The sequence below is a fragment of the Pantoea eucrina genome (assembly GCF_020079945.1).
Classification (GTDB): Bacteria; Pseudomonadota; Gammaproteobacteria; order Enterobacterales; family Enterobacteriaceae; genus Pantoea; species Pantoea eucrina.
This window is the reverse complement of the sequence record NZ_CP083448.1, coordinates 3017357-3028973: the sequence shown is the minus strand read 5'-3', so window position 1 is coordinate 3028973 and position 11617 is coordinate 3017357. Positions and strand designations below refer to the sequence as shown.

Genomic DNA, 11617 nt, shown 5'->3' with positions numbered 1-11617 from the left:
ATAACAATAAAAAAGGCCGGATTAACCGGCCTCTGTCGTGCTCTGCGCTGCGATTACTTTTCGTGCAGGCCGAGTTTTTTCTCCAGATAGTGGATGTTGGTGCCACCCTGCTGGAAGTTTTCGTCGGACATGATTTTCATCTGCAGCTCGACGTTGGTTTTGATACCGTCGATGATCAGCTCAGCCAGCGCATTTTTCATGCGGGCGATCGCCACTTCACGGGTTTCGCCGTAAGTAATGAGTTTGCCAATCATGGAATCGTAGTACGGCGGCACGGTGTAGCCAGCGTAGATGTGCGATTCCCAGCGTATACCAAAACCACCCGGCGCGTGGAAACGCGTAATTTTACCCGGGCTTGGCAGGAAGGTATTAGGATCTTCGGCGTTGATACGGCATTCCACCGCATGACCGCGCACGACCACATCTTCCTGTTTGATTGACAGCGGCTGACCGGCAGCAATACGCAGCTGCTCTTTGATAAGATCAACGCCGGTGATCATTTCGGTAACCGGATGTTCAACCTGAATACGGGTGTTCATCTCAATGAAGTAGAACTCACCGTTTTCATACAGGAACTCAAAAGTACCGGCCCCGCGATAGCCAATTTCCACACAAGCGCTGGAGCAGCGCTCGCCAATAAAGCGACGCAGTTCCGGCGTAATGCCTGGCGCAGGTGCTTCTTCCACTACTTTCTGGTGGCGACGCTGCATGGAGCAGTCGCGCTCCGCCAGATAGATAGCGTTACCCTGACCGTCGGCCAGCACCTGAATTTCGATATGGCGCGGATTCTCGAGGAATTTCTCCATGTAGACCATGTCGTTGCTGAAAGCCGCTTTGGCTTCCGCTTTCGTCATGCCGATGGATTGCTCAAGATCTTTTTCATGGCGTACAACGCGCATACCGCGTCCGCCGCCGCCGCCAGAGGCTTTGATGATAACCGGATAGCCGATACGCTTCGCGATAGCGCGGTTCTTATCCATATCATCAGTCAGTGAGCCATCTGAACCCGGAACGGTCGGCACGCCCGCTTTTTTCATCGCGGTAATAGCAGAAACTTTGTCGCCCATCAGGCGGATCGTATCCGCTTTCGGACCCACAAAGATAAAGCCTGAACGCTCAACCTGCTCAGCAAAATCAGCGTTCTCAGACAGAAAGCCATATCCCGGATGGATCGCAACGGCGCCGGTAATTTCAGCGGCAGAGATCAGGGCCGGAATATTCAGGTAACTTTTGACCGACTGCGCCGGGCCGATGCAGACAGTTTCATCTGCCAGCAGCACGTGCTTGAGGTCGCGATCTGCCGTGGAGTGGACCGCTACGGTTTTGATGCCCAGCTCTTTGCAGGCACGCAGAATGCGCAGCGCGATTTCACCACGGTTAGCAATGACAATTTTATCCAGCATGCTTCGCCTCGTTATTCGATGACGACCAGCGGCTCGTCAAATTCAACCGGCTGGCCGCTTTCTACCAGGATCGCCTTCACAACGCCGGATTTATCGGCTTCGATCTGGTTCATCATTTTCATCGCTTCAACGATGCACAGGGTATCGCCAGCGTTCACTTTCTGACCCACTTCCACAAACGCTTTTGCGTCCGGGCTTGGGGTGCGGTAGAAGGTGCCGACCATCGGTGAACGGACAATGTGACCGCTGACTTCAGGCTTAGCTGCTTCAACCGGAGCGGCAGCAACCGGCGCAACGGCAGCGGCCAGTGCAGGCTGCGGAGCAGGTGCAGCATAAGCCTGCTGCATCATAGGATAACCGACATTGGCAGGTGAACGGCTGATGCGAACTGACTCTTCGCCTTCAGAGATTTCCAGCTCAGCAATGCCGGACTCTTCAACCAGTTCGATCAGTTTCTTAATTTTACGAATATCCATGAGTGTGGTTCCGTACTCTGTTTAATTGGAATGTGACAGGCGTTTTATCGCCGTTTGTAAAGCCCACGCGTACCCATCCGCGCCAAGTCCACAAATGACGCCGGCAGATACATCGGAAAGATAGGAGTGGTGCCGGAACGGCTCGCGTGCATGCACGTTGGAGAGATGCACCTCAATAAAAGGTATGCTTACCGCCAGCAAAGCATCACGCAGCGCAACGCTGGTGTGCGTGAACGCAGCCGGATTGATGATGATGTAATCCACATCGCTGCGCGCGGCGTGAATACGATCGATCAGCTGATATTCTGCGTTCGATTGCAAATGACTCAATTTCACATGGTGCTGGTCAGCCTGCTGCACCAGATCGCTGACGATATCAGCCAGCGTGGCATGACCATACTTGTCAGGCTCGCGCGTTCCCAGCAAATTCAGGTTGGGACCGTTCAACAACAGTATGTGAAATTTATGCGCCATCTTGCGGCTATCTCCTGCAATCATTAGGGCATCGCGTAAAATACCGCGACATCCTTCATTTGTCACCCTTGAGAGTGAAAAAGAAGGGTTTGCTTGCAATAAAGCCGGGCATTATATCCGTTTCGGGACAATTCGCAGCAAAATACTGGTCTTATCTGCGAAGTTGATCCGGTGCGGCCCGAAGGCCACACGTTTTAACAGAAAGCGGGGGGAGAAAACAACCTCAGGAAAATCAGCGGCTGAAGCTTTTGCGTAACTTTTTGTAGCGCCACGCCAGCAGCAGTGCGGCTGCCAGCGCATAGAGCCACGGCTGTGGTGACAGGACTTTGACTGACCAGAGATAGTGAATGGGAACGAGGATCGCTACCAGATAGATAGCGTTATGCAGCGTTTGCCAGCGTCTGCCCAGTTTGCGCTGCGCGCGCTGAAACGAGGTTATTGCCAGCGCACATAGCACTACCCAACTGATCATACCCAGCAGCAGATAGGGGCGGGCGAAAATTTCACTGCCGAGCAGACGCAGATGCGTAAAGCCCAGCTCCAGCAGCCAGTAGCTGATCAGATGTAGCGTGGCCCAGGCAAAGCACCAGAGTCCCAGCATCCGGCGGGTGCGAATCAGCAGTGGCTGTTTCAGGTAGCGCGTCAGCGGACTGACCAGCAGCGTTGCCAGCAACAGCTTCAGCGCCATTCTGCCGGTAAAGTGCTGAATATCTTTGGCCGGATCGGCGCTCAGCCAGCCCTGAGCAGCCGAAAGCACCAGATAGACCAGCGGCAGCAGGGCGGCCAGGTGCAGCACCACTTTAAGCCAGGTAACCTGTCTCAGGGTCAGTCGCATTTAAAAATTCTCCCGCAGATCGAGCCCGCGATAGAGTGACGCAACCTCACGTGCATAACCGTTAAACAGCAGCGTAGGCTGCCGCTCTACGTTGAGCAGGCCGCCCGCGCCGATAAAACGCTCTGTCGCCTGTGACCAGCGCGGATGATCAACATGCGGGTTCACATTGGCGTAAAACCCATATTCGCTGGCGGCAATCTGGCTCCAGGTGGTCGGCGGCTGTTCAGCGGTCAGGGTGATTTTCACAATCGACTTAATGCCTTTGAAACCATATTTCCACGGCACCGTCAGGCGTATCGGGGCACCATTCTGCGGCGGCAGCGCTTTGCCATAGACACCGGTGCTGAGCAGCGTCAGCGGATGCATCGCTTCATCCAGCCGCAATCCTTCAACATAGGGATAGTCGAGCCCGCCGCCAATAAAGCGATCTTTCTGGCCTGGCATCTGCTCAGGGTCGTAGAGCGTCTGAAACGCCACATAGCGTGCGTTGCTGGTGGGTTCAGCCAGCTTCAGCAGCTTACTGAGTTCAAAGCCCACCCAGGGCACGACCATTGACCAGGCTTCGACGCAACGCATACGGTAGATACGCTGCTCCATGGCAAAGCGTTTAAAAATGTCATCCATATCCAGCGTCATGGGCTTAGCCACTTCACCTTCAATACGCAGCTGCCAGGGTTCAGTCTTTAGTGAGCCGGCGTTGGCCGCGGGATCGGCCTTATCCAGGCCAAACTCATAAAAGTTATTGTAGCCCGCGACCTTATCGTAAGGCGTCAGGGGGAGATCCGCCTGCCACTGTGCGGGTTTGGTGAACGTCAAATCGCGTCCTGCCGGTGCCGGCGGACGATCGTTTCCTTTAAACCAGCTCAGAATGTCCGCCCGCGCGCTACCCGGCAGCGTTGCGGCGGCAGCGCCAATGCCCAGCGCCTTCAGCACCTGACGCCGGCGCAGCGCAAAGATGTTTTCCGGGGTAACATCAGCTTCAGTGAGAGCGTGCTTGAACTTCATGGTCTTCTCCGGCAGATAAGCAGTGATCAGTAAGATGCGTAAACCCCATCGGCGATGCCACTTTGCCGGGGAAAATATGAAATTTCCTGGCAGACAGCCTCTGTTGAGAATAGGACGAAAAAGACCGCCCGGCAGTCAGGCGCCGTGACTTTACCGTTATACTCGCGCGACAGCGTGCTTGCCGGAGCATTGGCGCTGATTCAGACAGCTATTTATGGTACTTTGCTCAGGATTGCGTCAGCTGAATGACGCACAGGCTGGCTGCCCGTTTATAACCGCAGTGGTACAGGCACAGGGATGCGATTAACAACGAAGTTTTCTGCGTTTATTACATTATTAAGCTTACTGGCAATGTTACTGATGCTGGTAGGCTGCGCTTTTAGTTTTATCTGGCTGTCGCAGGAGCGCGTTGAGAGCCGTATCGATACGCTGGCGACCGAAGTCGACAAAGCGCTGATGACTCAGTCGCCGCAGGAGGTTGAACAGTGGCTGACGCGGCTGATGCCGGTGATCAACGCTGAGCAGGTCACGCTGCTTAATGACGAAGGCGAAGTATTCCGTCTTACCCGCCATGAGAATCCGATGCTGGAAGATGAGCCTAACCGGTTTATCCAGTTTGAGCTGCCCCTGGTGCATGCGCCCGAGATGCAACTGCGCGTCGTGGTTCTCGATCCGGCAAAAACCTGGTTCCGCTCCTTTACCGGCGCCTATACGCTGGTGGTGCTGCTGAGCGTGGTTGCCATTATGGCGGCGCTGCTGGCGATGACGCACCACTGGCTTAATCGCCGCTGGCGCAATATGGATCGGCTGGAGGCGCGCGCGGAACGCATTATTGCCGGCGAGCGAATCGCCCGCGTCCCGGGCACCACTGAATGGCCGGCCAAAGCCAGCCGCGCGCTGGATACGCTGCTCAGCGATCTGCAGGAAGCGGGGGAGCAGCGTCTGCGAATCGATACGCTGATCCGCACGTTTGCGGCTCAGGATGCGCGCACGGGTCTCAACAATCGCCTCTTTTTTGATAACCAGCTGGCGACGCTGCTGGAGGATCAGGAGGATGTTGGTACGCATGGCGTGGTAATGATGATCCGCCTGCCTGACTTCGACAATCTGCATGAGATAATTGGTCCGACGCTGGCCGAAGAGTACCTGTTTGATATTATCAATATGTTTTCTACGTTTGTGCTGCGCTATCCGGGGGCGCTGCTGGCACGCTATTTTCGCAGCGATTTTGCCGTATTGCTGCCGCACCGGACGCTGAAAGAGGCAAACAGCATCGCCGAGCAGCTCATCAATGCGGTGGACTCGCTGCCGCCGATGCGCAGGGTGGATCGTGATGATTTAATCCATATCGGCATCAACGCCTGGTGCAGCGGACAGAGCGTACTGCAGGTGATGGAGAGCGTAGAGCTGGCCACGCGGCGCGCCGTGCTGCAGGGAGGCAATACCTGGTCGGTGGGCGAGGGTAATCCGCTGGAGATGGGCCGCGGCAGCGTGCGCTGGCGTACGCTGCTGGAGAATACGCTCAATCGCGGTGGTCCCCGTCTTTATCAAAAGCCTGCGGTACTGCTGGATGGTAAAGTTCACCACCGTGAGATGCTGGCGCGCATATTTGATGGTGATAAAGAAGTGGTTGCCGCCGAGTTTATGCCGCTGGTTATGCAGCTGGGGCTCACTGACAGCTGGGATCGCCAGCTGGTGACGCGCATCGCCGCGCTGACAGAAGTGTGGCCGGATGAGACGCTGGCGCTGCCGGTAAGTATCGATTCACTGCTGCAGCGCCCGTTCCAGCGCTGGCTGCAAAAATTGCTGCTGCAGTGTAATAAATCCCAGCGCCGGCGATTTTTATTTGAACTTGCCGAGGCGGATGTGTGTCAACACATCAATCGTTTGCTGCCGGTTTTTCACATGCTCACCACGTTTGGCTGTCGTATCGCAGTTGATCAGGCGGGAATGACGGTGGTCAGTAGCGCCTACATCCGCCAGCTTCCTGTTGATGTGATTAAGCTGGATCCGGGATTAGTACGCAATATCGATCGCCGCACAGAGAATCAGCTTTTTGTGCAAAGCCTGCTGGAAGTATGTAAATCCACCTCCAGCTATGTTTTTGCTGCTGGCGTGCGTACCCGGGCTGAATGGCAAACCCTGACTGCGCTTGGGGTATCGGGCGGGCAGGGCGATCTGTTTGCGCCTTCCTTACCCGTTAACAGTAACGTTAAAAAACACTCGCAACGTTACCGTATTTGATGCGCTGGCAGGGTTTGTCCCGGCAAGCGATGTTTTTCTGGCATTAACCAGCGGGAGCGGGCAGAGCCAGAGGCATGAAATGTTAAATTTTATGTCGATAACCCCGCCGCAGGTCCGGGCAATTTGCGTTAAAGAGGGCCGTTTAGCGCTATCTGGCGCTGCCAGTAGCGAACAGTACCGGCCGGAAAAAGTATACGGTCTATTTTTTCACCTTAGCCGAACGTTTTTGCGCCTTGTAGCGGCTTCGTGTGGTTGGTAGAGTAAGCGGATTTTATTTTCCGCCCCCAGCTTGCAGGATTATCCCTTAGTATGTTTAAAAAATTTCGCGGCATGTTTTCCAATGACTTGTCCATTGACCTGGGTACTGCGAATACCCTGATTTATGTAAAAGGACAGGGCATCGTGCTGAACGAGCCTTCAGTGGTTGCTATCCGTCAGGACCGCGCCGGCTCCCCAAAGAGCGTAGCGGCTGTTGGTCATGACGCAAAGCAGATGCTTGGCCGTACGCCGGGCAACATTGCCGCTATTCGTCCGATGAAAGATGGCGTGATTGCCGACTTCTTCGTGACTGAAAAAATGCTCCAGCACTTTATTAAGCAGGTACACAGCAACAGCTTTATGCGCCCGAGTCCGCGCGTACTGGTGTGTGTACCGGTCGGCGCGACCCAGGTTGAGCGTCGCGCTATCCGTGAATCTGCGCAGGGCGCAGGGGCACGCGAAGTATTCCTGATTGAAGAGCCGATGGCTGCGGCTATCGGTGCCGGCCTGCCGGTCTCTGAAGCAACCGGTTCTATGGTCGTGGATATCGGTGGCGGTACGACTGAAGTCGCCGTGATCTCCCTGAACGGCGTGGTCTACTCCTCTTCTGTACGTATCGGTGGCGATCGCTTTGATGAAGCTATCATCAATTACGTGCGCCGCAATTACGGTTCATTGATTGGTGAAGCCACCGCAGAACGTATCAAGCATGAAATCGGTTCAGCCTATCCGGGCGACGAAGTGCGCGAAATCGAAGTGCGCGGCCGTAACCTTGCAGAAGGCGTGCCGCGTGGCTTTACGCTGAACTCAAATGAAATTCTTGAAGCGCTGCAGGAGCCGCTGACCGGCATCGTCAGCGCAGTTATGGTTGCGCTGGAGCAGTGTCCGCCAGAGCTCGCTTCTGATATTTCAGAGCGTGGCATGGTGCTGACCGGCGGTGGCGCACTGCTGCGTAATCTGGATCGCCTGCTGATGGAAGAGACAGGTATTCCGGTCGTGGTAGCGGAAGATCCGCTGACCTGCGTAGCGCGTGGCGGCGGTAAAGCGCTGGAGATGATCGACATGCATGGTGGCGATCTGTTCAGCGAGGAGTAATTCCTCACTGGCTGCGACCATGGTCATATTGCGCAGGGAATCGCGACAATACTCATCATAAACTGAACCGCACGCAGCGTTGTATTATGCAGCGGCGGTTCAGGCATGGGTAAATGGCGCGGCTGCGTATGACGGCATAGTGCGTCCAGCCCTGGAGGCGCGGGTCTGCGGACTGGTGCTTCTTCCCTGATGTCGAGGAATTCGCAGAATTTATGAAGCCGATTTTTAGCAGGGGGCCTTCCCTGCAGTTGCGTCTCTTTCTGGCCGTTATCGTGGCAATTGCGATTATCATCGCCGACAGCCGCGTAAGTACTTTCTCCCGGATCCGCAACTATCTGGACACGTCAGTCAGCCCATTTTATTTTCTGGCCAACGGCCCGCGACAGCTGCTTGACGGCGTGTCGGATACGCTGGCATCCCGTCAGCAGCTGGAGCTGGAGAACAAAGCGCTGCGCCGCGAGCTTTTCCTGAAAAACAGCGATCTGCTGATGCTGGGGCAATATAAGCAGGAAAATGCCCGCCTGCGCGAGCTGCTTGGATCGCCGCTGCGTCAGGATGAGCACAAAATGGTGACGCAGGTGATCTCAACCGGCACCGATCCTTATACCGATCAGGTGGTGATCGATAAGGGCAGCGTAAACGGCGTTTACGAAGGTCAGCCGGTGATCAGCGATAAAGGCGTTGTCGGGCAGGTGGTGGCCGTTGGCCAGCTGACCAGCCGCGTGCTGCTGATCTGCGACGCCTCTCACGCGCTGCCGATTCAGGTGCTGCGTAACGATATTCGCGTTATTGCTGCCGGTAACGGCTGCAGCGAAGATCTGCAGCTGGAGCATCTGCCAGGCAATACTGATATTCGCGTCGGCGACGTGCTGGTGACATCCGGCCTCGGCGGCCGGTTCCCGGAAGGTTATCCGGTCGGCGTCGTGTCGTCAGTCAAAGTAGATACCCAGCGAGCCTATACGGTCATTCAGGCGCGTCCGACTGCCGGGCTGCAGCGTCTGCGCTACCTGCTGCTGCTGTGGGGAGCAGATAAAAATGGCGATATGCCGATGGCACCGGATGAGGTACATCGCGTAGCGAACGAGCGTCTGATGCAGATGATGCCTCAGGTGCTGCCACCGGCGGGTGAAATGGGGCCGCCAGCGCCCGCGGGGATGCAGCAGAGTCAGCAGATGGGACCGCCATCTTCTGCGGCCAGCGGGAGTGCGCAGAGCACGCCGGCGAACACGCGTGGGGGCCAGCCTTGAGCCGATATCGCAGTCAGGGACGGTGGGTAATCTGGCTCTCTTTTCTGCTGGCATTAATTCTGCAAATCATGCCGTGGCCGGAGCAGTTCTATATGTTCCGGCCGTCGTGGCTGCTGCTTATTCTGATCTACTGGGTGCTGGCGCTGCCGCATCGGGTCAACGTCGGCACCGGATTCTTTCTCGGTGCCGTTATGGATCTGATTGCCGGCTCCACGCTGGGCGTACGCGCGCTGGCCTTCAGTATCATCGCCTACCTGGTCGCCTTTAAATTCCAGCTGTTCCGCAACCTCGCATTGTGGCAGCAGGCGTTAATGGTTATGGTTCTTTCACTGGCAGTAGATGTCATTGTTTTTTGGGCTGAATTCCTGGTCATAGACGTCTCATTCCGGCCAGAAATTTTCTGGAGTAGCGTGGTCGACGGCATCCTCTGGCCCTGGCTATTCTTATTGATGAGAAAGATCCGCCGGCAGTTTGCCGTTCAGTAAGGAACACAATGATTACCCTGTATCTGGCTTCCGGCTCGCCCCGCCGGCGCGAGCTGCTTACGCAGCTTGGGCTGCAGTTTGAGCGTCTGTTAACCCATACCGAAGAGCAGCGTCAGCCCGACGAAGCGGCTGAACATTACGTTCGCCGACTGGCGGCGGATAAAGCCCGCGCCGGTGTCGCTATGGCGCCCCGGGATCTGCCGGTACTGGGCGCGGACACGATTGTGGTGCTGAATGGTGACGTACTGGAAAAACCGCGTGATGCAGAACACGCCGCAGAGATGCTGGCAAGGCTCTCCGGACAGACGCATCAGGTGATGACCGCGATAGCGCTGGCTGACAGCGAGACGCTGCTGGATTGCCTGGTGCTTACCGATGTGACCTTCCGCAACGTGACCGCTGATGAAATCGCGCACTATATCGCCAGTGGCGAACCGATGGATAAGGCGGGCGCCTATGGCATTCAGGGTCTGGGCGGTAATTTCGTGCGCACGATTAATGGCAGCTACTACGCCGTAGTGGGACTACCGCTGGTGGAAACCACAGAGCTGCTGAGCCATTTTCAGTCGCTGCGTGCATTAAGGGGACAGAATGACGGCTGAACTGCTGGTAAATGTGACACCTTCGGAAACGCGCGTTGCCTATATTGATGGCGGCATTTTGCAGGAAATTCATATTGAGCGCGAAGCGCGACGCGGCATTGTTGGCAACATCTACAAAGGCCGGGTCAGCCGCGTGCTGCCGGGTATGCAGGCCGCCTTTGTCGATATTGGCATGGATAAAGCCGCCTTTCTGCACGCCTCCGACATCATGCCGCACACCGAGTGTGTTGCCGGCGATGAAAAGAAAAATTTTGTTGTACGCGACATCGCCGAGCTGGTACGCCAGGGACAGGATCTGATGGTGCAGGTAGTGAAAGATCCGCTCGGCACCAAGGGCGCACGCCTGACCACCGATATCACACTGCCGTCCCGTTATCTGGTTTTCATGCCCGGCGCATCACACGTGGGTGTTTCACAGCGTATTGAAAGTGAGGCGGAACGCGAGCGACTGAAAGCGGTCGTCGCTGCCTACTGTGACGATCTGGGCGGTTTTATTATTCGTACCGCTGCGGAAGGCATTGGCGCAGAAGAGCTGGCGCAGGATGCGGCGTTTCTTAAACGCCTGTGGACAAAAGTCAGCGAGCGCAAAAAGCGTAATCAGACGCGCTGCCTGCTCTATGGTGAACTGGCGCTGGCGCAGCGTGTGCTGCGCGATTTTGCCGGCGCCGCGCTGGATCGCATTCGCGTCGATTCGCGTCTGACCTGCGATCTGCTGGTGGAATTTACCAGCGAATATATTCCCGAAATGGCGGGCAAGCTGGAGCATTACAGCGGCAAGCAGCCTATTTTCGATCTCTATGATGTAGAAAATGAAATTCAGCGTTCGCTGGAGCGCAAGGTCGAGCTTAAATCGGGTGGCTACCTGATTATCGATCAGACGGAGGCGATGACCACGGTAGATATCAACACCGGGGCGTTTGTTGGCCACCGTAACCTGGATGAAACCATATTTAATACCAATATCGAAGCGACGCAGGCTATTGCCCGTCAGCTGCGGTTACGTAACCTCGGCGGTATTATCATTATCGATTTTATCGACATGAGTAATGACGATCACCGCCGTCGCGTGCTGCATTCGCTGGAGAGTGCGCTGAGTAAAGATCGGGTTAAAACCGGTATCCATGGCTTTTCAGCGCTGGGCCTGGTGGAAATGACCCGTAAAAGAACGCGAGAAAGCATTGAGCATGTGCTCTGTGCCGACTGCCCGGTGTGTAAAGGACGCGGCTCGCTGAAAACGGTAGAGACCGTCTGCTATGAAATTATGCGTGAAATCGTACGTGTGCATCACGCCTATGACTCCGACCGCTTTCTGGTTTACGTCTCGCCGGCAGTAGGCGAAGCGCTGAAAACAGATGAGTCGCATGCGCTGGCCGAAGTCGAAATCTTTGTCGGCAAACAGGTCAAAGTTCAGGTTGAACCGCTCTATACTCAGGAGCAGTTTGACGTCGTCATGATGTAAGGCCTGCGGCCAGACGTTATTATCCAGTGACCAG

The 11617-nt window shown here is 55.8% G+C and carries 11 protein-coding genes; 6 read left to right on the top strand and 5 right to left on the bottom strand.

The genetic code is table 11. The features are described from left to right. Positions 1-53 precede the first annotated feature (53 nt). From accC to msrP, 5 genes are all read right to left on the bottom strand, one after another. Entirely contained in the window at positions 54-1403 is a 1350-nt protein-coding gene (gene accC / locus LAC65_RS14320) for an acetyl-CoA carboxylase biotin carboxylase subunit (protein WP_039380720.1), read from the bottom strand. An 11-nt stretch (positions 1404-1414) separates the two neighbouring features. Beyond that, on the bottom strand, positions 1415-1879 hold the full coding sequence (gene accB / locus LAC65_RS14315) for an acetyl-CoA carboxylase biotin carboxyl carrier protein (RefSeq protein ID WP_039380716.1): 465 nt from the start codon (positions 1877-1879) through the stop codon (positions 1415-1417). Positions 1880-1900: 21 nt separating this feature from the next. After that, positions 1901-2353 carry a type II 3-dehydroquinate dehydratase gene (gene aroQ, locus LAC65_RS14310; protein ID WP_039380711.1) on the bottom strand — a complete coding sequence of 151 codons (453 nt, stop codon included), beginning with the start codon at positions 2351-2353 and terminating at the stop codon, positions 1901-1903. Positions 2354-2585: 232 nt separating this feature from the next. Continuing rightward, on the bottom strand, positions 2586-3188 hold the full coding sequence (gene msrQ / locus LAC65_RS14305) for a protein-methionine-sulfoxide reductase heme-binding subunit MsrQ (RefSeq protein WP_039380708.1): 603 nt from the start codon (positions 3186-3188) through the stop codon (positions 2586-2588). Further along, the gene (gene msrP, locus LAC65_RS14300; protein WP_039380705.1) at positions 3189-4193 is read right to left on the bottom strand and encodes a protein-methionine-sulfoxide reductase catalytic subunit MsrP; all 1005 of its coding nucleotides are present in this window, start codon (positions 4191-4193) and stop codon (positions 3189-3191) included. It lies immediately after the preceding gene. Between the two features lie 297 nt (positions 4194-4490). Here msrP and csrD point away from each other — a divergent pair, with 297 nt between their 5' ends. The 6 genes from csrD (at position 4491) to rng (ending at position 11583) form a co-directional block, all read left to right on the top strand. Continuing rightward, on the top strand, positions 4491-6437 hold the full coding sequence (gene csrD, locus LAC65_RS14295) for an RNase E specificity factor CsrD (protein ID WP_039380701.1): 1947 nt from the start codon (positions 4491-4493) through the stop codon (positions 6435-6437). Positions 6438-6746: 309 nt separating this feature from the next. Further along, complete coding sequence (gene mreB / locus LAC65_RS14290; RefSeq protein WP_003855260.1) at positions 6747-7790, top strand: rod shape-determining protein MreB; 1044 nt, start codon at positions 6747-6749, stop codon at positions 7788-7790. Between the two features lie 212 nt (positions 7791-8002). Continuing rightward, on the top strand, positions 8003-9037 hold the full coding sequence (mreC, locus tag LAC65_RS14285) for a rod shape-determining protein MreC (protein ID WP_039380699.1): 1035 nt from the start codon (positions 8003-8005) through the stop codon (positions 9035-9037). Beyond that, entirely contained in the window at positions 9034-9522 is a 489-nt protein-coding gene (mreD, locus tag LAC65_RS14280; protein ID WP_039380697.1) for a rod shape-determining protein MreD, read from the top strand. The genes mreC and mreD overlap by 4 nt, the downstream gene beginning before the upstream one ends. Positions 9523-9530: 8 nt before the next feature. Next, complete coding sequence (locus tag LAC65_RS14275; protein WP_039380695.1) at positions 9531-10124, top strand: Maf family protein; 594 nt, start codon at positions 9531-9533, stop codon at positions 10122-10124. Beyond that, complete coding sequence (rng, locus tag LAC65_RS14270; protein ID WP_039380693.1) at positions 10114-11583, top strand: ribonuclease G; 1470 nt, start codon at positions 10114-10116, stop codon at positions 11581-11583. The genes LAC65_RS14275 and rng overlap by 11 nt, the downstream gene beginning before the upstream one ends. Positions 11584-11617: the final 34 nt, after the last annotated feature.